Below are 22200 nucleotides of genomic sequence, written 5' to 3' on the forward strand. Positions count from 1 at the left end.
AAACCCCTGCGGGCGAACCGGCAGGGGCTTGGGGTCAGGGCCCGGTTCTGCTTTATTCCTTCTTGCCTTCGCGCTCCAGCGCTTCCTGCATCGCCTTGAGGGCGTCGTTGTCGCTGCCGGCTGCGTCCGCCGCGGGGGCATCGGCCGCCGGTGCATCGGCGGGCGCAGCGCCGCCCGGCATGCTCAGGCTAGGGTCGTCGAATTCCATTGCCGGCGGCATGCTGGCTTCCATTTCCAGACGCACCTTGTCGAGGTCGTATACGACCTTTTCATCGAGGCCGCTCGAGACAATTCCCGGGAAGATGATGATCAGCGCGACCATCACCAACTGGATGATCAGGAATGGAATCGCGCCCGCGTAGATCTGCATGGTGGTCACGGGCTCGACCATCTTCTTGGTGACCTTGTCCACATAGGCCTTGGTCGGCGCGACGCTGCGCAGGAAAAACAGCGCAAAGCCGAACGGAGGGTGCATGAACGAGGTCTGCATGTTGACCGCGAGCAGCACGCCGAACCAGACCAGATCGATGCCCAGCTTGTCGGCCACGGGCGCCAGCAGCGGCACGATGATGAACGACAGCTCGAAGAAGTCCAGGAAGAAGGCCAGGAAGAAGACCATCACGTTGACGACGATCAGGAAGCCCAGCTGGCCGCCCGGCAGGCCGGCCAGCAGATGCTCGACCCACAGCGGTCCGTCCACGCCCTGGAAAGTCAGACCGAACATGGTTGCGCCGATCAGGATGAACAGCACGAAGCACGACAGCTTGGTGGTCGACATCAGCGCCTGGCGCAGCAGCGCCATGTCGAGGCGGCCACGCAGCATGGCCATCACCATCGCACCCAACGCGCCCATCGCGCCGCCTTCGGTTGGTGTCGCCACGCCCAGGAAGATGGTGCCCAGCACCAGGAAGATCAGCAGCAGCGGCGGAATCAGCACAAAGGTCACGCGTTCGGCGACCTTGGACAGCAGGCCCAGGCGCGTGATGCGGTTGAGCGAAGCGGCGACGAAAGCCAACGCCACGCCGAAGCACATCGCGACGACGATGGTTTCGTCGAGTGCGACCTTTTCCACGGCTTCGCCGGTCCACCAGGTGTGCAGCTCGGCCATGTGCTGGCCGACAAAGATCGATGCGCCCACGCACAGCACCGTGAGCACCAGCAGCGAAGGCATGCCAGACTTGCCGTTGGCGTCGCGCAGCGTGCGCGCTTCGGGCGGCAGGGCCGGCACCATGTGCGGCTTGAAGATCGCCAGGCCGATGATGAACAGTGCATAGAAGCCGGTCAGCATCAGGCCGGGAATGAACGCACCCTTGTACATGTCGCCGACGCTGCGGCCCAGCTGGTCGGCCAGGATGATCAGCACCAGCGATGGAGGAATGATCTGCGCCAGCGTGCCCGAGGCCGCGATCACGCCCGAGGCAACGCGTCTGTCGTAGCCGTAGCGCATCATGATGGGCAGCGAGATCAGGCCCATGGAGATCACCGAAGCCGCGACCACACCCGTGGTCGCTGCAAGCAGCGCGCCGACGAAGATCACCGCCAGGGCCACGCCGCCGCGCACCGGTCCGAACAGCTGACCCACGGTGTCGAGCAGGTCTTCGGCCATGCCGCTGCGTTCAAGTATCAGCCCCATGAGGGTGAAGAACGGGATGGCGAGCAGCGTGTCGTTCTGCATGATGCCGTAGATGCGCAGCGGCAAGGCCTGCAGCAGCGCTTCGGGCAGCACGCCCAGCTCGACGCCGATGAAGGCAAAGAACATGCCGCAGGCGCCGAGGCTGAATGCCACCGGAAAGCCCAGCAGCAGAAAACAGATCAGGCCCGCGAACATGATCGGGGCCAGGTTGTGTGTCAGGAATTCCATTGTGTATGTCTCCTGCGCTCAAGCGTTGTTCTTTTTGCTTGGGCCTTTGGAGGCTTGGGCCAGGTTGCGGATGGCTTCCGCCAAATCTTCTTCAGCGGTCTTTTCCACTTTCTTGGCAGTCGGATCGTCGATCAGGCCTTGCAGGAAGGCGATGCGCTTGATCAGTTCGGACCAGCCCTGCAGCAGCAGCAGACCAAAGCCCAGCGGCATCATCAGATAGACGGGCCAGCGGATCAGGCCGCCCGCATTGCTCGACATTTCACCGGTCTGGAACGCTTGCCAGAAAAACGGAATGCCCATCCACAGAACGGCCGCGCTCATGGGCGTGAGAAAGCAGGCAAAGCCGAATATGTCGATCCAGATCTGCTTGCGTTTGGACAGGCGGCTGGCGATCACGTCGACCTTCACATGCTCGCCCTGCAGCAGCGTATAGCCCGCGGCGAGCAGAAAGGATGCAGCGAACAGATACCACTGCACTTCGAGAAAGGCGTTGGAACTGGTATTGAATACCTTGCGCACCACCGCGTTCACGCCGCTGATGACGGTGGAGGCAAGGATGAGCCAGATGACGTATTTGCCGACCTGGGTGTTAAGCCAGTCGACCCCTCTCGAGAATTTGAGTAAAGCCTGCATGGTGTCTCCAATCAAAAGGCCGTTTGTCTTGCCGGGCCGGCCACGGGTAGGAGGCTTCCGGTAATTTTTTGCAACGTCCGATTTTAAGGAGTGGATGCCCGAAAAATTCAGCTAAGAATATAGGACTTTCACTATATTTTTAGCGACTATATAGCTATTGATTTTGTAGCAATAGGTGTTTACCTTGGGGTGGATTAATTGTCGTTTTTTTGTTGGTTTTGCGGCATTCGTCATTCGATGCCGAAGTGGCTGCGCAGCGCTTCGCTGAACGCCGCGCTGGCGCTGAGCGTCAGGCCCAGCGTGGTGCGCTGGTCGGTGGCCGCGAGCTGCAGGCGGCCCGTGGCCTCGTCGTAGGCCGCGCTCAACGGCGTGCCGTCGTCCTGCTGCGCATGCAGGTCGAAATCCCAGTCGCCGCCTTCTTCCATGGGTCCGCGCCGGCCCGCGAACGTGCGGCTGGCCCAGCGCAGCACCTGCTCGACCTCGGCCGTCAGGGCGGGCAGGCGCTCGGGCGTGACGCTGGCGAGCGCGTCCCAGCTGGCCGTGCCTTCGTCGTCTTCGCTGTAGTCAAAATCCAGATAGTCCAATGCCATGTGCGCTCCGCGAAAAAGCCGCCATTGTGGCCCCGGCTACATGGCCTTGAAGCGGTGGGCGTAGAGCCGGCTTACGGGCAGCTGTTCCGCGCGGCCGCGCAGCTGCAGCTGCAGCCGTCCGGCCTCGTCGCGCAGCGCGGCGCGAATGGCGCTGGCGCGCACCAGCGTGCCGCGGTGAATCTGCCAGAACACCTCAGGGTCGAGCTGGGCGCCGAGTTCCTTGAGCGGCGTGCGTATCAGGTACTCGCGCTCTGCTGTGAGCACGCGCACGTACTTGTCTGCGGCTTCGAAGTACAGCACTTCGTCGACGGGAACCAGTGCGATATGCGCGCCGGTGCCGGCCTGTATCACCGTGAGCCGCGCGGCAGCCGGCGCCGCGGGCGCGGCCGGCAGCAGCGCGCGCAGTTGCGCCATGGTGCGTTCCAGGTCCTGGGGCGCGGCCGCATGGCGGTTCGCGGCGCGCTGCGCGAGCAGGCGCTGCAAGCGGTCGACAGTCATCTGCAGGCGCTGGGCCTGCACCGGCTTGAGCACATAGTCGATCGCCTGGGCTTCGAACGCCTGGACCGCGTACTGGTCATAGGCCGTGACCAGCACCAGCGCGGGAAAGGGCGGGCCGCCCGCGTCGGGGTCGGGCCAGGCATCGGCCAGCTCCGCCGCGGCCTGCAGCCCGCTTTGGCCGGGCATGCGGATATCGAAGAACAGCACATCGGGCCGCAGCGCCAGCGCCTGGTGCACGGCGCTCAGGCCGTCGCCCACGCTGGCGACGATTTCGAGCTCGGGCCAGGCGCGCGCCAGCGCCTGCTCCAGCGCCTGGCGCAGCAACGGTTCGTCTTCGGCGATCAGCGCGCGGGCCGGGATATTCATGGCGTGCTTTCAAAGTGCAGCGGCAGGCGCACGCTGCAGCGCGTGCCGCCGCCTTTGCGCGCCTCGAGCGTGAGCCCGGCCTGGCTGCCATGGAGTGTCAGTAGGCGCTCACGTACCTGGGCGAGCCCGAAGTGGCGCTGCGCCGGCGCGGCCGCGATCTCGGCCAGGCCCGCGCCGTCGTCCAGCACCTCGAGCAGCAGTTGGCCGTCTTGCGTGGCCTGCGCGCGCACCACGATCTCGCCGCCCGCGATCTGCGGCTCGAGGCCGTGGCGTATCGCGTTCTCTACCAGCGGCTGCAGCAACAGTGCAGGCACACAGGCCGATGCGAGTTCGGCGGGCAGTTCCAGTCGGTGGTGCAGGCGTTCGCCCATGCGCACCGCCATCAGTTCAAGATAGTCATGCAGGCGCGCGAATTCTGCGCTGAGCGTGTGTCGCGGCGTGCGCGCGCCATCGAGCGTGGCGCGCAGGTAGGCGATGAAGTGGTCCAGCATGGCTTCGGCGCGCGGCGCGTCGCTGCCGATCAGCACGCGCAGGTTGGCCAGCGTGTTGAACACCATGTGCGGCTCGAGCTGGGCTTCGAGCAGCTTGAGCCGGGCTTCGGCGGTGTCACGCTGGCTCTGCACGATGGCGCGCTCGAGTTCCTGGGCCTTGCCGCGGTGAAACAGCACCAGGCACATGGCGATGCTGATCGCCGCCGTGAGCGCCAGCGTGGTCATGCCGCTGGCGCTGGTCAGCGCCTGGGCCAGCGAGAACGGCTGGTCATCGCCGCGGTACCGGCGCCCTATGGCGCCGCCCAGCAGCGCGCCGGCAGCGATGCCGGTGACGACCAGCGCCGGCCCGCGCCAGCCTGCGGGCCAGGGAATGGCCTGGTGGCGCGTGAGCAGCATCCGGCCCAGATCGATCACCAGCCAGCTGACCAGGCCCACCGACAGGGAGTAGACCAGTTGTGCGTCCCAGGCGCCCTTTGCGACGGCCTGCAGCATGAGCGCGGTCAGGCAGCACAGCACGGCCGTGCACAGGCCGTGCAGGGCGAAAGACCGCGCATTGAAATGCGCCAGCAACGGGGTGTGGGACATGGTCGTGGGCATTGTCGCGCATCGCCGCGCCCGGCTCAGCCGCGGTCCTGCTGGCGCTGCAGCAGCCGGCGCTCGCGCGCCAGCAGGCGGTCATGCAGGCTGCCGCCGGGCAGGTTCAGCCAGACGACCGCGCCATGGATCAGCAGGCCCAGGCCCCAGCCCATCGCGGGGTAGATGGCCCAGTGCCGGTCCTGCTGCGCCGACAGCCCGGCCAGCAGCAGGTTGACCAGCACATAGACGGTGGCGTGCACGGCCCAGCCCATCTTCATGCCCGCGCGGCGGCGCGCGAGTCGGTCCAGGGTGTCTTCGCTCATGGCGGGGGAAGTGGGGAAAGTCATGGCCGGGCTCCGTTGGTTGAAAGCGATGGGCTGACTGTGCGCGCCGACGCGCGCCAGGGCCAGCGCCATGCGACGAACTGCCGCTGCGTGGCGCGAAATGCGCTTGAATGGGTGTCAATCGAAATTGAATGTTGATAGTTGAAATCTTTTGTTACGCGGACGCAGCGCGGACAAATTGACGCGGGCGTACATAATCTCTGGCTCTCAACCGCCAAACAGGACATTTCCGTGGATATCGTATTGCTGGTCAAGGCCGCCATCATGGGCGTGGTCGAAGGCCTGACCGAGTTCTTGCCCATTTCATCGACCGGTCACCTGATTCTGGCGGGCGCCTTGCTCGGCTTCGAAGGCGAAAAAGCCAAGGTATTCGACATTGCCATCCAGACCGGCGCGATCTTCGCGGTGATCCTGGTCTATTGGCAGAAAATTCGCAGCACCGTGGTCGAGCTGCCGACCAGCGCCCATGCCCGGCGCTTCGCGCTCAATGTGTTCATCGGCTTTCTGCCGGCCGTGGTGCTGGCGCTGGCCTTCGGCAAGCTGATCCAGGCCCATCTGTTCACGCCCATGGTGGTCGCGACCACGTTCATCCTGGGCGGCTTCGTGATTCTGTGGGCCGAACGCCGCCCGAACGCAGTGGTGCGCGTGCATTCCGTCGACGACATGACGCCCATGGACGCCCTCAAGGTCGGCCTGGCGCAATGCCTGGCGATGGTGCCGGGCACAAGCCGCAGCGGCGCGACCATCATCGGCGGCATGCTGCTGGGGCTGTCGCGCAAGGCGGCGACCGACTTCTCGTTCTTCCTGGCCATGCCCACGCTGATAGGCGCGGGCGTCTACAGCCTCTACAAGCAGCGCCATCTGCTGACCACCGCCGACATTCCGATGTTTGCCGTCGGCCTGCTGTTCTCGTTCATCAGCGCCTGGTTCTGCGTGCGCTGGCTGCTGCGCTACATCTCCAGCAACAGCTTCGTGCCGTTCGCCTGGTACCGCATCGTGTTCGGCATCATCGTGCTGGTCACGGCCTGGACCGGAGTGATCGCCTGGCACGGCGAATGAGCGCGGGCGATTTCGATCGCCTGGCGCTGAACGCCACGGCCGATGTCGTGGCGTTCGCCCGCTTCGTGGCGCAAACGGAGTTTCTTTTCGACGGCGCGGCCGATTCCGATGCACTGGCGCAATACCAGGCGGCCTGGTTCGACGCCGAAATCACCAATGCGCTGGCGCTGGAGCGCTGGGACGCCGAAGGCCGGCCCGCGGCCTGGGATGGACCCTGGCGCGCAGACTTCCAGCATGACGCGGCCCAGGCGGTCGCGGCGCTGCAGGCCGTGGTTGCGCATCATTTCAATCCCGCGAAGTAGCGCCCGGGCGGCTGGCCCAGCGCTTTCTTGAACATCGTGATGAACGCCGTCACGGAGTCGTAGCCCAGGTTTCCGCCCACTTGCTGCACCGTCGCGCCTTCGGACAGCTGGCGTAGCGCGATGAGAATGTGCAATTGCTGGCGCCAGCGGCCGAACGTGAGCCCGGTTTCCTGCGCGACCAGCCGCGCCAGCGATCGCTCGCTCATCGCCAGGCGCTCGGCCCACTGCGCCAGTGAAGTGCGGTCCGACGGGTCCTTGGTCAGCGCCTGCGCCATGCGCCGTATCTTGGGGTGGTCCGACACCGGCAGGTGCAGCTGTTCCACAGGCGCCGTGACCAGCAGTTCAAGCAGCAGGGCCACCACCTGCGCCGTGCTGGCTTCACCGGCGGGCGCGGCCGCGAGGTGCAGGATCAGTTCGCGTGCCAGCGGGCTGATGGCCAGCGTGCAGCATTGCGCGGGCATGCGCGCGGCTTCGGGCTCGATGAACAGAAAGCAGATGCGCGCGTTGTCGGTGGCGCGGTTGCTGTGCGGCATGCCGCCGGGAATCCAGACGCCGTGCTGGGGCGGAACGATCCACATGCCCTGGGGCACTTCGCAAGTCACGCTGCCGTGCAAGGCCAGCACCAGCTGGCCCTTGCGATGGCGGTGCACGGGCTGCTCGGCGTCGTTCTGCGCGATCTCTACATGCAGCGCCACGGCGGGCCGGGTGTCGACATCGGCGTCATAGGTGCACAGCAGGCGCGAAAGGGAATGCGGGGAAGGCTGATCTGTCATTTTTTAGCGATCATCTGTCTTTTCTTCTATATTCAACCACGCACAGGCTTCGTACAGTGAGGTTCAGTTCTTTGAGCCTTGCCCATGACGCCTTCCACTTCCGCGCGCTCCGCGCGCAACGCCCTTCTTCTCGCCGGCACCTTGCTCGTGGCCGCGAACCTGCGCGTGCCCGCGACCGGGCTGCCGCCGTTGCTGGCGCAGATCACCGCCCACTTCGGCCTGAGCACCACGGCCGCAGGCGCGTTGACGACGCTGCCGCTGCTGGCGTTCGCGCTGCTGTCGCCGTTCGCCGCGGCGATCGCGCGCCGCCTGGGCCTGGAGCGCACGCTGTTTTGCGCCATGGCGACGATTGCGCTGGGCATAGGCGTGCGCTCCAGCGGCTGGGAATGGGCGCTCTTTCTGGGAACCTGGATCATCGGCATGGGCATCGCCGTGGGCAATGTGCTGCTGCCCAGTCTGGTCAAGCGCGATTTTCCCGACAACGCGGCCGCCGTGACCGGCGCCTATGTGCTGGCCATGGGCGTCGTTGCCGCGCTCGGCTCGGCCGCGGCCGTGCCGCTGGCCGATGCCCATGGCTGGCAGGCGGCGCTCGCGGGCTTCGTGCTCGTGCCGCTGGCGGCGATGGCGGTCTGGGCGACGCAGTGGGGCAGCGGCAGTGCGCCAGCGCCTGTCGATGCGCGCGCGCAGCCGTCTGCGCCCATCTGGCGCTCCGCGCTCGCCTGGCAGATCACGTTCTATCTGGGCCTGAACTCGACCATTTACTACGTCGCCATAGGCTGGCTGCCGTCCATCCTGGCCGAGTCGGGCGTATCGGCGCAGCAAGCGGGAACGCTGCACGGCGTGCTGCAGCTGGCTTCGGCGATTCCCGGCCTGGTGCTAGGGCCCATCGTGCGGCGCATGTCCGATCAGCGCCTGGCCGCGGCGCTGGCTGCGGCCATGTCGACCATCGCGCTGCTGGGTTTCTGGCTGCTGCCCGCGCTTTCCTGGCTGTGGTCCGTGCTGTTCGGCATGGGCACGGGCGCGACCTTCATTCTCGGCCTGACGTTCGTGGCGCTGCGCACGCGCGATGTGGCGCAGTCGACCGCGCTGTCGGGCATGTCGCAGAGCGTGGGCTATCTGCTGGCGGCGGTCGCACCGATGGCCATGGGCGCGCTGCATGACCGGCTGGGCGGCTGGCAGGTGCCGCTGCTGGTCTGTGCGGCGCTCGCGGCCGCGGCCGTGGCCATGGGCGCGCTGGCCGGGCGCAATCGGCGCATAGGTGCCTAAAGCTGCCTGCAGCGTCCCTATGATGGCGGTCCATGCCCGCAGCGGGCTTCCATTTCACTCAAGGAGAATTCATGACAGTAGAAAAAGTGGCCCTCATCACCGCTGGTGGCTCCGGCATGGGCGCGGCCACCGCGAAGAAGCTGGCGCAGGACGGTTACCGCGTCGCCATCCTGTCGTCGTCGGGCAAGGGCGAAGCCCTGGCCCAGGAGCTGGGCGGTGTGGGCGTCACCGGTTCGAACCAGTCCACGGAAGACCTGCAGCGCCTGGTCGATCTGGCGATGCAGCGCTGGGGCCGCATCGATGCGCTGGTGAATTCCGCGGGCCACGGCCCGCGCGCGCCCATTCTCGACATCACCGATGAAGACTGGCACAAGGGCATGGAGGTCTATTTCCTCAACGCCGTGCGGCCCGCGCGGCTGGTCGTGCCCATCATGGAGAAGCAGGGCGGCGGCGCCATCGTCAACATCTCCACGGCCTGGGCGTTCGAGCCCGTAGACACCTTCCCCACGTCGGCGGTGTTCCGCGCGGGGCTGGCGAGCTTCACCAAGATCTTCACCGACCGCTACGGCGCCAAGAACATCCGCATGAACAACGTGCTGCCCGGCTGGATCGACAGCCTGCCGCAGACCGACGCGCGGCGCGAGACCGTGCCCATGGGGCGCTACGGCAAGGCCGAGGAAATCGCCGCGACCGTGGCGTTTCTGCTGTCGGACGGCGCGGGCTACATCACGGGGCAGAACATCCGCGTCGACGGCGGCTTGTCGCGCTCCGTTTAAGCGCTGCCCAGCGACACCAGATTGAGCAGCGAGGCCTCGATCGCTGCGGCCGTGGCGTCGGGGCGCTCCATCGGGAACAGATGGCTGCCGTCGAGAATCATGCTGCGGCCCTGGGTGATGCGCAGCGTCATGTCCATGCCGACCTGCTTCATTTCCTGCGAGCCGCGCCCGCCGATGAAGGCTGCGGGGCAGCGCAGCGGGTGGCGGCGCAGCAGCGCGTCGAGGTTGTGCGGCAGCGTGTTGTAGATCGCGGTCTCGACTTCGCGCTCGAAAGCCAGCATGCGCTTGTCGTCCTGGTCCTTGAGGCAATGCGTCACATAGTCCTGCAGCACCTCGGGGTGCCAATGCGCAAAGGCTTTCTTGGTGCGGAAGTACGCGAGCGCTTCGTCGTCGTTGGCCCAGTGGTTGCGCCGGCGCTGGCTGACCTTGCCCGGCGAGACCGAGCCCACCAGCTGCGTGCGCTTGGCCATGCCCAGCGCGTTGGCGCGCCAGCCGCTGATCAGCGGCGAGTCGATCAGCAGCACGCCGCGCGCGAGTTCGGGGTGCAGCGCCGCGGCCATCACGCTCAGGAAGCCGCCCAGCGAATGGCCGACGAAAAACACTGGCTCGCCGCGCCGCTCGACTTCGGCGCGCGCGAAGTCGGCGAGCTGCTGCACCAGATGCGGCCAGTTGTTGCTGACCGGATAGCGCGGGTCGTGGCCGAAGCTGTCTACGGCCCGCGTCTCGCAGCCGCGCTTGCGCAGCAGCGAAAACAACAGGCGGTAGGTGGCGGCGGGAAAGCTGTTGGCGTGGGAGAAGACGATGGGCAGCATGGGCGGGCTGCGCTCAGGATGCTGACTTGTCTTCGTCGTCCTGGGCGTCGGGCGCCTTGGGCGGCTGGCTTGCCGGGTCGGCTTCGCCGGCCATCAGATGGTCGGGATGCACCGGCGCGATCGGCAGGTGCGCGGGCGCGCGCAGCGACGATGCGGCCGAGTAGACGCCTGCCTGGCGCAGGCCCGCGGGCGCGGCCGGCGCGGGCTGGGCGGCGACGATGGCTGGCGTGATCTTGTGCAGCGGGTGGCAGCGCCGGCTCGAGACGCGAATCGGCGCGTTGGTCGCGCCGCCGTCCCAGGCCGGGTCTTCGATGCTGTCGAACACATGGCGCAAGCGTTCGCCCCAGTTGTCGTGCAGCAGCCGGTAGTAGGGGTTGGTTTCGTCGATGCAGACGATCTTGTCGCTGGAGAACTGGTCGGCTTCGTAGACGATCAGGTCCAGCGGCAGGCCCACCGACAGATTCGACTTGATGGTGCTGTCCATCGAGACCAGCGCGCACTTGGCGGCTTCGTCCAGCGGCGTCTGCGGCGTGATCACGCGGTCGAGCACGGGCTTGCCGTACTTCGATTCGCCGACCTGGAAATAGGGCGTCTCGTGCGTGGCTTCGATGAAGTTGCCCGCCGAGTAGACCTGGAACAGGCGCATGCCTTCGCCGCGAATCTGCCCGCCGAGCACCAGCGAGACATTGAAGTCGAGGCCGGCGCGCTTGAGCGCCACGCCGTCGCGGTCATAGACATGGCGCACGGCCGCGCCCAGAATGCGCGCGGCATCGAACATGCTGCGCGCGTTCCAGATGGTCAGCATCTCGCCGGTGTGTTCGTCGCGCAGCTGCTGCAGCTGCAGGATTTCGCGCACCGACTGCGAGATGGACAGATTTCCGGCCGACAGCAACACCATGAAGCGGTCGCCCGGGGCCTCATAGACCATCATCTTGCGAAAGGAGCTGATGTGGTCGAGACCGGCATTGGTACGCGAGTCGGCCAGAAACACCAACCCCGCGTCTAGTTTGATGGCTACACAGTAGGTCATGGCTTTTGAGCGAGTCCTTGAAGAGCGTACAAATGATCGAGGGCCTCGCGCGGGCTCAGCGTATCGAGTTCCAGAGCCAGCAGGCGTTGCTGCAGCAGGCTGACTTCGGCGCGGGGTTCGGGCGCTTGCGGCGCGGCGAACAGGTCCACCTGGCGCCGGTCTTCGCCGGCGCGCTCTTCAAGCGCTGCCAGCGTATGTCTTGCATGGTAGAGCACTGCGGTGGGCATTCCCGCGAGTTTAGCCACCTGGATACCGTAGCTTCTACTGGCAGGCCCTGGTTGTATTTCATGTAGAAACACAATGTCACTTCCTGATTCAGTTGCGCCTACATGGACATTCACTGCCTGGCGCGCTTTCGCGGGCAGGTCGGTGAGCTCGAAGTAATGCGTGGCGAACAGCGTGAACGCGCGCGTCTTGTCGTGCAGATGGCTGGCGATGCCGCTGGCCAGCGCCAGGCCGTCGAAGGTGCTGGTGCCGCGGCCGATTTCGTCCATCAGCACCAGGCTGTGCGGCGTCGCCGCATGCAGGATCTGCGCGGCTTCGGTCATTTCCAGCATGAAGGTCGACTGCGCGTTGGCCAGGTCATCGGCCGCGCCAATGCGCGTGTGGATCGCATCGATGGGCCCGAGGCGGCACGACGTGGCCGGCACATGGCTGCCCATGCTGGCCAGCAGCACGATCAGCGCCACCTGGCGCATATAGGTCGACTTACCGCCCATGTTGGGGCCGGTGATGATCTGCATGCGCGCATTGGCGTTCATGCGCGTGTGGTTGGCGATGAACGCGCCGCTCGAGGTTTCGGCCAGGCGCGCTTCGACCACGGGGTGGCGGCCGCCTTCGATCTCTATGCAGGGCTGGCTCACGAATTCGGGCGCGCACCACTGCAGCGTGAGCGAGCGTTCGGCCAGCGTACACAGCAGGTCCAGCGTGGCCAGCGCGCCGGCCACGCGGGTCAGGCCGGGCACATGCGGCTGCAGCTGGTCGAGAATCTGTTCGTAAAGCCACTTCTCGCGCGCCAGCGCGCGCTCGTTGGCCGACAGCGCCTTGTCTTCGAAGTTCTTGAGCTCGGGCGTGATGTAGCGCTCGGCGTTCTTGAGCGTCTGGCGGCGACGGTAGTCGTCGGGCACGCGGTCGAGGTAGCTGGTCGTGACTTCGATATAGAAGCCATGCACCTTGTTGAACTGCACGCGCAGATTGGGAATGCCGCTGCGCGCTTTCTCACGCGTTTCCAGGTCGAGCAGGAAGCTGTCGCAGTTGGTCTGGATGGCGCGCAGCTCGTCGAGTTCGGCGTCGAAGCCGCCGGCGATCACGCCGCCGTCGCGCACCAGCGCGGCCGGTTCCTCCAGCAGCGCGGCCAGCAGCAGCGCTTCGCAGCCCGCGGGCGGCAGGGTGTCGGCAAAGACCTGGTTCAGATAGCTAGACGGCGAAGCGCCGGTCGTCGACAGCAGCTGGGCCTTGGCCAGCGTCTTGGCGAGTGCCACCAGTTCACGCGGGCGCACCTGGCGCAGCGCGATGCGCGCCGTGATGCGCTCGACATCGCTCACGCCCTTGAGTTCGGCGCGCAGCATCTGCCACGGCGCGGCGCCCGAGGCCTGTTGGCCGCGCAGCACTTCGGTGGCCGCGAGGCGTTCGCGCGCGGCGCTGCGGTCGCGCTTGGGTTCGAGCATCCAGCTCTTGAGCAGGCGGCTGCCCATTCCGGTCTGGCAGGTGTCGAGCAGCGAGAACAGCGTGGGGCTGTCTTCGCCGCGCAGCGTCTTGAGCAGTTCGAGGTTGCGGCGCGTGGCCGGCGGCAGGTCGATCAGCTCGTCGTCGCGCTGCACCTGCACGCTGTGCAAGTGGGTCAGCGTGCGGCCCTGGGTGTGCTCGGCATAGGACAGCAGCGCGGCCGAGGCCGCATGCGCCAGGCCCAGGCCTTCGGCGTTCCAGGCCAGCAGGCTGGCCGCGCCCAGCTGCTCGAGCAGCTTGCGCTCGCCCAGCCCCTGGTCGAACTGCCAGTCGGGCCGCGGGCTCAGCGGGCAGGCGAGGCTGCCGTTCTGGCGCAGGCCGTGGAGTTGCTTCTCGAAGCGCTCGGTGACGCCGGCGCTGTAGATCACCTCGCTGGGCGCGATGCGCACCAGCCAGTCGCCGAGTTCGTCGGGCGTGCATTCGGCCAGGTGGACCCGGCCCTGGGTCACGCTGAGCCAGGCCAGGCCGCAGCGGTTGCGCGCGCCCGCATGCACGGCCAGCAGCATGGCTTCGCTCTTGTCGGACAGCAGCGCCGCATCGGTCAGCGTGCCCGGCGTGACGACGCGCACCACCTTGCGCTCGACCGGCCCCTTGTTCGCTCCGACTTCGCCAACCTGCTCGCAAATGGCCACCGACTCGCCCATCTTGATGAGCCGCGCGAGGTAGTTCTCCAGCGCATGGAAAGGCACGCCGCACATCGGAATCGGCTGGCCGCCCGACTGGCCGCGCTGCGTCAGCGTGATGTCGAGCAGCCGCGTGGCCTTCTCGGCATCGGTGTAGAACAGCTCGTAGAAGTCGCCCATGCGGTAGAACACCAGCGTGTCCGGGTACCCGGCCTTGAGGCCTAGATATTGCTGCATCATGGGCGTGTGCGCGGAAAGCGGCGTGCTGGCCAGCCCCTGGTCGGCTTCGGTATTCTCGATAATCACTTTTGAATCAATTTACTTAGGTTGGCTGCGAAAACGGCGTGCAGCCCGACAATTTTCGGGGGCGGGTGGCGCAGATTTTCTGCAATCTACGCGCAGTCGCAAAAAATCCTATGGGGAAAACCGGCAAGGCGCAGTGCGTGCCGGTGGCTTGCCCGGCGCGACAGGCGAGGGCGCGCGGGTCAAAGGAAGACATTATTGTCGATCAGGCGCCCATGCTGTGTCTGCCCGCCAGTGCCACACCCGGCGCGTGGACTTAACGCGCCCCATCGTCAACACCTGCGGCATTGCGCCGTGCGTTGGTAGGTGATTAGATGAGAATACGTCTCAATTGATATACACTGCGGCGGAGCTTGGGCGGCGCCTCCCGAATGGGGCGAAACCTGGGCTCGCCAGCCGCATGAAGGCCCGGCGTTCCGGGCTTTCTCCGGCATTCCTTTTCCTGCGGCCTGCGTGCCGCGACCGCACCCTGCCGAGGCCGACCATGCACCTTGCCGCGCACGAAATTCCGCAACTCATCAGCGAATACCACGCGTTGATGCGCCACTTCGGCAAGGCGCAGATCCGCTGCGACGCGCTGGTGCGCGCCCAGGCCATAGAGATCGAGCGCCTGCAAGGCGAGGCCATGCGCCTGCGCGCGGCCGTGATCGTGCGCGACACCGCGCTGTCCTGGGAGCGCTCGCAGCGCATGGAGGCCGTGCGCACTCTCATGCAGAACGTGGCGCTGGAGCGCCTGCAGTGGCAGTTGCGCGATCACCGCGTACCCGACGAGACCGGCGAGGGCGCGCAGCAAGTCCTGAGCGTAGATGTGCCGGTCGACGATCTCGCCGACCTCGAAGGCAGCTTCGCCGCCGCCGACCTGGTGATCTGCCAGACCGGCTGCCTGAGCCACGGCGCGTACTGGCGCGTGCAGGACCACTGCCGGCGCACGGGCAAGACCTGTGTGCTGGTCGAGCAATCCGCGGCCGCGCACATTGCGGGCTTCGAGCCGCCGTCGCAGTCCGAAAGCGCGATCGAATGGCTGGCCGCGCCCGCATCCTGAGCCCCGCGGCACGTAAACACCGAGCCCGCTCCTTTGTCTTTCAGGGGTAACCCTTGCCAGGGTTGTTAGTATCTGCCAGCGGAACTGCGGGCTGGTGTCACCACACCAGCGCGTGAACCAGGCAGAAAACGGGCGCTACAAGCCCGTCTGCCGATCGGCATATAACAACGAAATGCTGGATCGTGGCGGCCATGAGCCTGTCACGGTGCACAGAGGCAAGAGGGCAGGCATGCAGGATCAGAGCGAACGAACAAAGGCAATGGCGGCTTGGCGCCAGGGCCTCAACGCCATGGCAGGGTGGCTGCCGGGAGGGCCTGCGCCGCGGCGCGAGGGCTCGCGCCTGCGCGACCTGTTGGGCCTTACGCTCGCTGCCGGCGTGGGCGCGCTGCTCGCGGTGCAGGCGGTGACGCTGTGGCGGCTGGACGACCGCGCGCAGCAGCGTGAGCGCATTCTCGACGAGACCCGGCAGGCGCTGCTCGCGCAGACGCTGCAAAGCGCCACGCTATCGGGTGCGGTCGCCGTCGGCCTGGCCGATCCGGCGATCAAGGATCTCGCACGCGGCCTCGATGTGCCGCCCGAAGTGGTGCAATTGCACTTTGCGCAGTTGCGCATGCGCCTGCCGGTGCTGAGCGTGCATGTGATGGACCGCGACGGCCGCAGCATGGCCCAGGACGACAGCGAGCGTGTCTCGCCGGGGCGGCTGCAGGCTTTCCTGCCCTATTTCCGCCAGGCCATGCAAGGCCGGGCCAGTGTGTTCGCGGCGCTCGAAATGGGCACGCACACGCGCAACCTGTTCTATGTCGCGCCCGTGCGTTCCGGCGAGAGCGTCGACTCGCCGGTGCTGGGCGTGGTGGTGCTCAAGACCGATGCCGCCGCGCTCGACGCCGTGCTCAATCGCAATGACATGACCACCTTGCTGCTGGACCCGCACGGCGTGGCGTTTTCTTCCACGCGGCCCGACTGGCGCTATGCGATGACCGCGCCGCTGACGCAGCAGCGCATCGATGCCGTGCGCCAGAGCGGGCTGTTCGGCGGCTATTTCGACAATGGCGTGGCGTCGGCGCTGCCGTTTGCCGAAGACAGCGTCGAAGTGCGCGTCGATGGCGCGCGGCATGTGGTCGACCGGCGCGCGCTCAACTGGAACGATCCCGAAGGTGCCTGGGAGCTGGTGGCGCTGGACAACGTGAGCGTCCTGATGACCTGGCGCGATCGCTGGTGGGTGGCCTCGGTATCGTTCGCGCTGCTGATGCTGGGCGGCGCGATGGTGCTGCGCCTGCGCACGTTGGGCCAATGTCTGCGCGCCGTGCAGCAGCGCCACGAGGTGCTGCGCGAAGCGCTGCGCGTGAGTCCCATGGCCGCGGTATTGACCGACGCCGATGGCCGCATCATCTGGGCCAATTCGCGCTACGAGCAGGAAAGCGGCCACGCGCTGGCCGCGCTGCGCGGCAACAAGCCGTCGATCGTGGCCAGCGGGCAAACGCCGCAGGCGACCTATCGCGACCTCTGGTCCACGCTGATGGCAGGCCAGCGCTGGGAAGGCCGGCTGGTCAACCGCGACAGCGCGGGCCGGCTGCACGAGGAGCTGGTGCAGATCATGCCGGTGTTCGACCGCTGCGGCCGGCGCATCGCCATCGTCGGCTGGCACCAGCGGCTGGGCAGTGTTGCGACAGCGCCGCCCGCCTTGTCCGCACCGTAAGCCGGTACGGCACACAAAAAAACACCGCCTCAAGAGGCGGTGTCTTCATCGAGCGCTGATGCGATCAGGCCTGGTCGTCGGCGGGCGCCGCTTCTTCAGCGGCGGGCTCGCCGTCTTCGGCCAGGGCCTGGCGCACGCCGGCCTTCTCGCCTGCGCCGGCAAACTTGCTGTACTTGCCCAGCAGCGTGACCAGATTGCCATAGACGCGGGGGTTGCCGGCCATGCATTCGCGCTGCTCGAGGAAGTCGGCTTCACCGGTGTAGTTGCCCACCAGGCCACCGGCTTCGGTGATCAGCAGCGAACCCGCGGCGACGTCCCAGATGCTCAGGCCGTTGTGGAAGAAACCATCGCTGAAACCGGCGGCCACGTAGGCCAGGTCCAGGGCGGCGGAGCCCGACTGGCGCACGCCGGCAACGCGCGGCATGACATCGGTCACCATGGCCATGTAGGCCTTGAAGTTGTCGCCCTGGCGGAACGGGAAGCCCGTGCCGATCAGGCAGTCGCGCATTTGCGCGCGCTTGCTCACGCGGATGCGGCGGTCGTTGAGGAACGCACCGCGGCCGCGCGTGGCGGTGAACAGGTTGTTGCGCGAAGGGTCATAGACCACGGCGTGCTCGATCTTGCCCTTGACGGCCAGCGCGATGCTCACGCAGTACACGGGCATGCCGTGGATGAAGTTGGTCGTGCCGTCGAGCGGGTCGATGATCCAGACGAAGTCGGAATCCTTGGCGCCGAATTCCTGGCCGCTCTCTTCGGCGAGGATGCCGTGGCCGGGGTAGGCGGTCAGCAACGTTTCGATGATGGCTTTTTCGGCCGCCTGGTCGGTTTCGGTCACAAAGTCGTTGACCTGCTTTTGTGCGATGCGCACGGATTCCACGTCAAGAGCCGCGCGGTTGATAAGGGCGCCGGCGGCGCGTGCGGCTTTGATAGCCACGTTGAGCATGGGATGCAGGGTAGACGACATAGATTGTGAGCGTTGGCGCCGCGCTGCAAAAAGGCAGCGCAACACGCGGGTAAGAACAGGAAAGACCGGCCTCGGCGATGCGGGCGGCGACAATGGCTGGCGATTTTACCCGGCCTGCCCGATTTCTGCTGCGCTTTGTGCTGCAACCTTTGGCATCTGCCGCCTTTTGCCAACGCTTTTGTGAATGCCATGAAGACCCGATTCGTCCTGATCCAGACCAGCCATGCCGGCAATGTGGGTGCTGCCGCCCGCGCCATGAAGACCATGGGCTTCGACGACCTGGTGCTGGTCGCGCCGCGCTGGGCGAACGTGCTGCGGCGCGAGGAAACCATACAGCGCGCCAGCGGCGCCCTCGACGTGCTGGCCCAGGCACGCATCGTCGAGACGCTGGACGAAGCCCTCGACGGCATGAGCCACCTGTGCGCCACCGCCATGACGCAGCGCGACTTCGGCCCGCCCACGCGCGCGCCGCGCCAGCATCTCGAAATGCTGGTCCAGGGCAAGTTGCAGCCGCAGTCCGCCGAGCCCGCAACGCCGGCCGCGCCCGAAACCGGCGTCGCCTTTCTGTTCGGCTGCGAGCGCTTCGGCATGGCCAACGAGGACGTGTACCGCTGCGATGTCGCGCTGTCGATTCCGTCGAACCCGCAGTTCGGCTCGCTCAATCTCGGCGCCGCGATCCAGTTGATCGCCTATGAATGGCGCCAGGCGCTGGGCGGTTTCGCGCTCGAGAACGCCGCGCCCGCGCAACTGCCCGACCGTGCCGATGCCGCCCAGGTGGGAGGCATGCTCACGCATTGGGAGCAGGCGCTCACGCATATCGGCTTCCTCGATCCTGCAGCGCCCAAGAAGCTCATGCCGCGTCTGAACCAATTGTTCAATCGCGCGCAACTGAGCCCTGAAGAAATCCACATCCTGCGCGGTGTCGCCAAAGCCATGCTGCAAAGCACGCCGCCAAACCGCTAGACTGCTCGACTCCCCACTCTATTTCCCTCGTGATGCTTGCACGCCTGCGCTCCGATATCCAGTGCATTCTCGACCGTGATCCTGCGGCACGCAGCACCTGGGAAGTGGTGACCTGTTACCCCGGTCTGCATGCCATCTGGCTGCAGCGGCCCGCGCACTGGTGCTGGACGCATGAACTGCAATGGCTGGGCCGTTTCATTTCGCACATGGGCCGTTGGCTCACGGGCATTGAAATCCATCCCGGCGCGGTGATTGGCGAGCGCGTGTTCATCGACCACGGCATGGGCGTGGTGATAGGCGAAACCGCTGTCGTGGGCGACGGCTGCACCATCTACCACGGCGTGACGCTGGGCGGCACTTCGCTCTACAAGGGCGTCAAGCGCCACCCCACGCTGGGCCGCGACGTCGTCGTGAGCGCCGGGGCCAAGGTGCTGGGCGGCTTCGAGGTGGGGGACGGCGCGAAGATAGGCAGCAACGCCGTGGTCATCAAGCCCGTGCCGGCCGGCGCCACCGCCGTGGGCATTCCCGCGCGCATCCTGCCGTCCAAGGCCGGCCAGAGCGCCGATGTCATAGACCACGACGCGCCCGCGGCCGCGCCGCGCGCGTTCACGGCCTATGGCGTGACCCAGGAAGACGACCCCATCTCGCAGGCCATGCGCGGTCTGAGCGAAGGCGCTGCCGGCCATGAGCAGCAGATCGCGCTGCTGTGGCAGGCGATTGAAAAGCTCTCGGCCCAGACCAAGACCGACGACTGCGTGCCCTGCGAGTCCGAGCGTCCGCAGAAGTTCGAAAAGGACAAGATCGATCAGCTGATGGGCAAGTAGAGCGCCGGCCACGGCCCGTGGCTGGCTTGACGAGGCGCCATTCAGGCTTGGCGGGAACCTGCTCTCCCATAGAGACTGAGCACGGCTGCTTACAGCCGGCCGCAGACCAGTCAAAGACACTGACTGCATGCGGATACTTCGCCATCTTGCCAACCGGCGTCGTACGGCCGGCAGCAATAGCACCCTGGGCATGGTGCTGGCCTTCAACGCTGGCGCCATCAACGCCGGAGGCATCCTGGCGATGCATATGTATACCTCGCATATGACCGGCTTTGCCTCGCAGATCGCTGATGGCTGGGCATTTGACGACACCGAGCTTTTGCTCAATGCACTGGGTGCCATCCTGGCATTCACCAGCGGAGCCGCGACCTGCATCGTTCTGGTCAACTGGGCCCATCAGCATCGCCTGCAAAGCGTCTATGCGCTGCCACTGCTGCAGGAAGCGCTGCTGCTGGTGCTGTTTGCGCTGGTGGGTTCCATGACGCTGAAATGGAATACGCATTACGCGCTGCCAGTGACGCTGTTGATGCTTTCTTTCATCATGGGCTGGCAAAACGCCATCAGCTCCAAAAGTTCTGGCGGCCGTATTCGCACCACCCATATGACCGGCAACATCACGGACCTGGGCATGGAACTGGGCAATGCCATTTTGCCGGCCACGCCCCGGCGCCAGACACCGCCGGATTGGCAACGCATGCGCATCTGTGCGGGGCTGTTTGCCATGTTCGTGTTTGGCGGCATGGTCGGCGCCGTCGGCTTTGAATACGTGAGCTTCGTCTACATCCTGCCGCTGGCGATCATGCTGCTGGTGTTGGCCATGCCGCCGTTGCTGCGGGATGCGCTGCGGTCCAGGTGTTTTCGCAAATTCTTCCACCGCTAGGCCCGCGCATTCAGAGCGGCTAACACGACCCAGCAAATCGAAGATTTGCGGTTGCTACTAGGCGCGGAGCCGCAGGCAGTGCGAGTAGCACGACAAGGCGCCGCAACGACGTAGCAAGGGTTGTGTTAGCCGCTCTCAGTACCTGCGGTGTCGCGGGCGCAGGCGCCGAGCTGGCTGGCGGTCGGCGATGTTCAGGCCGGTCACGCTCCACGATGGGGCCCGGGCAGCGGCTAGACTGGCGAGTCCGCCGCTTGGAAAACCACCCACCTCATGAACGTTCAAGATGCCCTGCATGCGCGCCGCTCGGTGCGCGCTTTCCTGCCCCGCGTGCCCGAGGCGGCCGTGGTGCGCTCCATGCTGCACTCGGCCGCGCGCGCTGCTTCGGGCGGCAACCTGCAGCCCTGGCGCGTGACCGCGCTGACCGGCGCGCCGCTGGCGCAACTGCTGGACGTCGTCGCCCAGGCCGAGCCCAAGGACGGGCCCACGGGCACCTCCTACCCGCCCAGCCTGTGGGAGCCGTACCGCAGCCGCCGCTTTGAAAATGGCGAGGACCTGTACCGCACGCTGGACATAAGCCGCGACGACAAGCCCGCGCGTCTGAACCAGCTGGCGCGCAACGCGCAGTTCTTCGGCGCGCCCGTGGGTATTTTTGTCAGCGTCGACGCGCGCATGGGTCTGGCCCAGTGGGCCGACCTGGGCATCTATCTGCAGTCGCTGATGCTGCTGGCCGTCGAGCAGGGCCTGGCAACCTGCGCCCAGGGCTTCTGGCGGCGCTTTGGCGATACCGTGGCCGCGCAGCTGGCCCTGCCCCAAGGCTATGAAGTTGCTTTCGGCATTGCGCTCGGCTGGGAAGACGTCGACGCGCCCATCAACCGGCTGCGCGCGACGCGCGCCGATCCCGAAGAATGGCTGGATCTGCAGGGATTCTGAAAGGCCCGGCAGCGGCCGCTGTCAGTCCAGCACCCGCAGGTACATTTGCATGCGCAGTTCTTCGTTGAGTCGCTTGAGCTCCGCTGTCAGCCTTTCAATTTCATTGCTGTCCCTGGATGGCTTGCGGGATGCCTCGCGCAGCAAATCATTCGTTGCGGCAATCTTCGATTGCAGCTCGCTGGTTTTTTGCTGGAATTTGTATTTCTGCTGGGCCGGTGTGTATCCGGACAGAAATTCACTCTCGGTATGCACCGGGCAAAATCCCCGCCGGTACACGCCGCCGTTTTGTCCGTAGTGGCGACCTGACGCGGCGGTGCAAAAACCGATCAGGCCTTCCTTCACGCCGCGGTCATAGGATGACTCGTCCGCCGCCAGGCCGTGCTTGCTGCAGGCCTTTTCGCGTGCGGAAAACCTGTACTCTCCGTTCAGGGCATCCATTCTTCCCAGGCCATGCCAATTGGCTTGGATGCAATCCGATTTGTCCATCACGGCGCATCCGCTCAGCCCCAGCAACAGAAACGGAAAAACGAGGCGCGGGAAAATCGATGTGAGCTTGTCTTGCATTGCGGTTCCCCTTTGTCGGGTTCATTGGGTTATGGCCTTCAGGCCATTCTTGGTCACAAAAGACCTGGCGGCGTTCCCTGCGCAGCGCAGCGCCCGGGTTTGACCATTCGGCGCAACAAAACGCGGCACTGCGCCCCGCACCGCTATACTCGTCACAGCTCCGGGGTGTGCTTATGCGCTGAGATGCCAGACGGTCTGTGTGAACAGGCTGGCTGGCGAACCCGACGAACTTGATCCGGTTCATACCGGCGGAAGAAGAGCGAGACCCTGAAGCGGGGTGGGGGAGGCAACAGTCAGCGGTGGGGCAAT

22 protein-coding genes and 1 riboswitch are annotated in these 22200 nt (G+C 66.0%); of the genes, 10 read left to right on the forward strand and 12 right to left on the reverse strand.

From position 1 onward, the window contains the following. Positions 1-52: 52 nt before the first annotated feature. From KHY18_RS08925 to KHY18_RS08950, 6 genes are all read right to left on the reverse strand, one after another. Positions 53-1861: a TRAP transporter large permease gene (locus KHY18_RS08925; protein ID WP_213298222.1), complete on the reverse strand. Its 1809-nt coding sequence runs from the start codon at positions 1859-1861 to the stop codon at positions 53-55. 18 nt (positions 1862-1879) lie between these two features. Then, the gene (locus KHY18_RS08930) at positions 1880-2494 is read right to left on the reverse strand and encodes a TRAP transporter small permease subunit (RefSeq protein WP_213298225.1); all 615 of its coding nucleotides are present in this window, start codon (positions 2492-2494) and stop codon (positions 1880-1882) included. Between the two features lie 230 nt (positions 2495-2724). Further along, complete coding sequence (locus KHY18_RS08935; RefSeq protein WP_213298228.1) at positions 2725-3084, reverse strand: hypothetical protein; 360 nt, start codon at positions 3082-3084, stop codon at positions 2725-2727. Positions 3085-3120: 36 nt separating this feature from the next. Then, entirely contained in the window at positions 3121-3948 is an 828-nt protein-coding gene (locus KHY18_RS08940; protein ID WP_213298231.1) for a LytR/AlgR family response regulator transcription factor, read from the reverse strand. Further along, positions 3945-5024 carry a sensor histidine kinase gene (locus tag KHY18_RS08945; RefSeq protein ID WP_249729003.1) on the reverse strand — a complete coding sequence of 360 codons (1080 nt, stop codon included), beginning with the start codon at positions 5022-5024 and terminating at the stop codon, positions 3945-3947. The genes KHY18_RS08940 and KHY18_RS08945 overlap by 4 nt, the downstream gene beginning before the upstream one ends. A gap of 35 nt (positions 5025-5059) precedes the next feature. Further along, positions 5060-5338 (reverse strand): 2TM domain-containing protein, encoded by a 279-nt coding sequence (locus tag KHY18_RS08950; RefSeq protein WP_249729004.1) that lies wholly within the window; start codon positions 5336-5338, stop codon positions 5060-5062. Between the two features lie 252 nt (positions 5339-5590). Between KHY18_RS08950 and KHY18_RS08955 the strand changes: the two genes are divergently transcribed. After that, positions 5591-6418, forward strand: a complete 828-nt coding sequence (locus tag KHY18_RS08955; RefSeq protein ID WP_213298240.1) for an undecaprenyl-diphosphate phosphatase — start codon at positions 5591-5593, stop codon at positions 6416-6418. Next, the gene (locus KHY18_RS08960) at positions 6415-6720 is read left to right on the forward strand and encodes a hypothetical protein (RefSeq protein WP_213298243.1); all 306 of its coding nucleotides are present in this window, start codon (positions 6415-6417) and stop codon (positions 6718-6720) included. Before KHY18_RS08955 ends, KHY18_RS08960 begins: the two co-directional genes overlap by 4 nt. Here KHY18_RS08960 and KHY18_RS08965 read toward each other — a convergent pair. Further along, complete coding sequence (locus KHY18_RS08965; protein WP_213298246.1) at positions 6699-7493, reverse strand: AraC family transcriptional regulator; 795 nt, start codon at positions 7491-7493, stop codon at positions 6699-6701. The genes KHY18_RS08960 and KHY18_RS08965 overlap by 22 nt on opposite strands. 84 nt (positions 7494-7577) lie before the next feature. Between KHY18_RS08965 and KHY18_RS08970 the strand changes: the two genes are divergently transcribed. Together KHY18_RS08970 and KHY18_RS08975 are read left to right on the forward strand one after the other, a co-directional pair. Then, positions 7578-8759 (forward strand): MFS transporter, encoded by a 1182-nt coding sequence (locus KHY18_RS08970; protein WP_213298249.1) that lies wholly within the window; start codon positions 7578-7580, stop codon positions 8757-8759. Between the two features lie 71 nt (positions 8760-8830). Beyond that, entirely contained in the window at positions 8831-9535 is a 705-nt protein-coding gene (locus KHY18_RS08975) for an SDR family oxidoreductase (protein ID WP_213298252.1), read from the forward strand. Here the strand turns inward: KHY18_RS08975 and KHY18_RS08980 are convergent. The 3 genes from KHY18_RS08980 to mutS are packed head-to-tail and all read right to left on the reverse strand — an operon-like array spanning position 9532 to position 13965. Next, positions 9532-10347: an alpha/beta fold hydrolase gene (locus tag KHY18_RS08980; RefSeq protein ID WP_213298255.1), complete on the reverse strand. Its 816-nt coding sequence runs from the start codon at positions 10345-10347 to the stop codon at positions 9532-9534. The genes KHY18_RS08975 and KHY18_RS08980 overlap by 4 nt on opposite strands. 13 nt (positions 10348-10360) lie before the next feature. Beyond that, positions 10361-11377: a proteasome-type protease gene (locus tag KHY18_RS08985; RefSeq protein WP_249729005.1), complete on the reverse strand. Its 1017-nt coding sequence runs from the start codon at positions 11375-11377 to the stop codon at positions 10361-10363. Beyond that, complete coding sequence (gene mutS / locus KHY18_RS08990; RefSeq protein WP_213298361.1) at positions 11374-13965, reverse strand: DNA mismatch repair protein MutS; 2592 nt, start codon at positions 13963-13965, stop codon at positions 11374-11376. The genes KHY18_RS08985 and mutS overlap by 4 nt, the downstream gene beginning before the upstream one ends. Positions 13966-14512: 547 nt before the next feature. Between mutS and KHY18_RS08995 the strand changes: the two genes are divergently transcribed. Together KHY18_RS08995 and KHY18_RS09000 are read left to right on the forward strand one after the other, a co-directional pair. After that, positions 14513-15070, forward strand: a complete 558-nt coding sequence (locus tag KHY18_RS08995) for a DUF2325 domain-containing protein (protein WP_213298258.1) — start codon at positions 14513-14515, stop codon at positions 15068-15070. Positions 15071-15329: 259 nt separating this feature from the next. Further along, complete coding sequence (locus KHY18_RS09000; protein WP_213298261.1) at positions 15330-16766, forward strand: PAS domain-containing protein; 1437 nt, start codon at positions 15330-15332, stop codon at positions 16764-16766. 64 nt (positions 16767-16830) lie between these two features. On the opposite strand, the gene KHY18_RS09005 is transcribed toward KHY18_RS09000, so the two are convergent. After that, positions 16831-17730: an inositol monophosphatase family protein gene (locus KHY18_RS09005; protein WP_213298264.1), complete on the reverse strand. Its 900-nt coding sequence runs from the start codon at positions 17728-17730 to the stop codon at positions 16831-16833. 189 nt (positions 17731-17919) lie between these two features. Between KHY18_RS09005 and KHY18_RS09010 the strand changes: the two genes are divergently transcribed. From KHY18_RS09010 to KHY18_RS09025, 4 genes are all read left to right on the forward strand, one after another. Beyond that, positions 17920-18693 (forward strand): RNA methyltransferase, encoded by a 774-nt coding sequence (locus KHY18_RS09010; RefSeq protein ID WP_213298267.1) that lies wholly within the window; start codon positions 17920-17922, stop codon positions 18691-18693. Positions 18694-18725: 32 nt separating this feature from the next. After that, positions 18726-19517: a serine O-acetyltransferase gene (gene cysE, locus KHY18_RS09015; protein WP_213298270.1), complete on the forward strand. Its 792-nt coding sequence runs from the start codon at positions 18726-18728 to the stop codon at positions 19515-19517. 127 nt (positions 19518-19644) lie between these two features. Next, positions 19645-20397 carry a YoaK family protein gene (locus KHY18_RS09020; RefSeq protein WP_213298273.1) on the forward strand — a complete coding sequence of 251 codons (753 nt, stop codon included), beginning with the start codon at positions 19645-19647 and terminating at the stop codon, positions 20395-20397. Between the two features lie 270 nt (positions 20398-20667). Continuing rightward, positions 20668-21327 (forward strand): nitroreductase, encoded by a 660-nt coding sequence (locus tag KHY18_RS09025; RefSeq protein WP_213298276.1) that lies wholly within the window; start codon positions 20668-20670, stop codon positions 21325-21327. A gap of 21 nt (positions 21328-21348) precedes the next feature. Here KHY18_RS09025 and KHY18_RS09030 read toward each other — a convergent pair whose 3' ends face one another. Next, on the reverse strand, positions 21349-21891 hold the full coding sequence (locus tag KHY18_RS09030; RefSeq protein ID WP_213298279.1) for a DUF2799 domain-containing protein: 543 nt from the start codon (positions 21889-21891) through the stop codon (positions 21349-21351). Positions 21892-22042: 151 nt separating this feature from the next. After that, positions 22043-22165, forward strand: a riboswitch (TPP riboswitch). The last annotated feature ends 35 nt before the right edge of the window (positions 22166-22200 follow it).

Origin of the sequence: Acidovorax sp. CCYZU-2555 (assembly GCF_018413525.1) — a bacterium.
Lineage (GTDB): Bacteria > Pseudomonadota > Gammaproteobacteria > Burkholderiales > Burkholderiaceae_C > Comamonas.

Bases quoted from the DNA above. Each gene is read 5' to 3' on its own strand.
- KHY18_RS08925 (WP_213298222.1), bottom strand. From the start codon at position 1,861: ATGGAATTCCTGACACACAACCTGGCCCCGATCATGTTCGCGGGCCTG.
- KHY18_RS08930 (WP_213298225.1), bottom strand. From the start codon at position 2,494: ATGCAGGCTTTACTCAAATTCTCGAGAGGGGTCGACTGGCTTAACACC.
- KHY18_RS08935 (WP_213298228.1), bottom strand. From the start codon at position 3,084: ATGGCATTGGACTATCTGGATTTTGACTACAGCGAAGACGACGAAGGC.
- KHY18_RS08940 (WP_213298231.1), bottom strand. From the start codon at position 3,948: ATGAATATCCCGGCCCGCGCGCTGATCGCCGAAGACGAACCGTTGCTG.
- KHY18_RS08945 (WP_249729003.1), bottom strand. From the start codon at position 5,024: ATGTCCCACACCCCGTTGCTGGCGCATTTCAATGCGCGGTCTTTCGCC.
- KHY18_RS08950 (WP_249729004.1), bottom strand. From the start codon at position 5,338: ATGAGCGAAGACACCCTGGACCGACTCGCGCGCCGCCGCGCGGGCATG.
- KHY18_RS08960 (WP_213298243.1), top strand. From the start codon at position 6,415: ATGAGCGCGGGCGATTTCGATCGCCTGGCGCTGAACGCCACGGCCGAT.
- KHY18_RS08965 (WP_213298246.1), bottom strand. From the start codon at position 7,493: ATGACAGATCAGCCTTCCCCGCATTCCCTTTCGCGCCTGCTGTGCACC.
- KHY18_RS08970 (WP_213298249.1), top strand. From the start codon at position 7,578: ATGACGCCTTCCACTTCCGCGCGCTCCGCGCGCAACGCCCTTCTTCTC.
- KHY18_RS08975 (WP_213298252.1), top strand. From the start codon at position 8,831: ATGACAGTAGAAAAAGTGGCCCTCATCACCGCTGGTGGCTCCGGCATG.
- KHY18_RS08980 (WP_213298255.1), bottom strand. From the start codon at position 10,347: ATGCTGCCCATCGTCTTCTCCCACGCCAACAGCTTTCCCGCCGCCACC.
- KHY18_RS08985 (WP_249729005.1), bottom strand. From the start codon at position 11,377: ATGACCTACTGTGTAGCCATCAAACTAGACGCGGGGTTGGTGTTTCTG.
- mutS (WP_213298361.1), bottom strand. From the start codon at position 13,965: ATGATGCAGCAATATCTAGGCCTCAAGGCCGGGTACCCGGACACGCTG.
- KHY18_RS08995 (WP_213298258.1), top strand. From the start codon at position 14,513: ATGCACCTTGCCGCGCACGAAATTCCGCAACTCATCAGCGAATACCAC.
- KHY18_RS09000 (WP_213298261.1), top strand. From the start codon at position 15,330: ATGGCGGCTTGGCGCCAGGGCCTCAACGCCATGGCAGGGTGGCTGCCG.
- KHY18_RS09005 (WP_213298264.1), bottom strand. From the start codon at position 17,730: ATGTCGTCTACCCTGCATCCCATGCTCAACGTGGCTATCAAAGCCGCA.
- KHY18_RS09010 (WP_213298267.1), top strand. From the start codon at position 17,920: ATGAAGACCCGATTCGTCCTGATCCAGACCAGCCATGCCGGCAATGTG.
- cysE (WP_213298270.1), top strand. From the start codon at position 18,726: ATGCTTGCACGCCTGCGCTCCGATATCCAGTGCATTCTCGACCGTGAT.
- KHY18_RS09020 (WP_213298273.1), top strand. From the start codon at position 19,645: ATGCGGATACTTCGCCATCTTGCCAACCGGCGTCGTACGGCCGGCAGC.
- KHY18_RS09025 (WP_213298276.1), top strand. From the start codon at position 20,668: ATGAACGTTCAAGATGCCCTGCATGCGCGCCGCTCGGTGCGCGCTTTC.
- KHY18_RS09030 (WP_213298279.1), bottom strand. From the start codon at position 21,891: ATGCAAGACAAGCTCACATCGATTTTCCCGCGCCTCGTTTTTCCGTTT.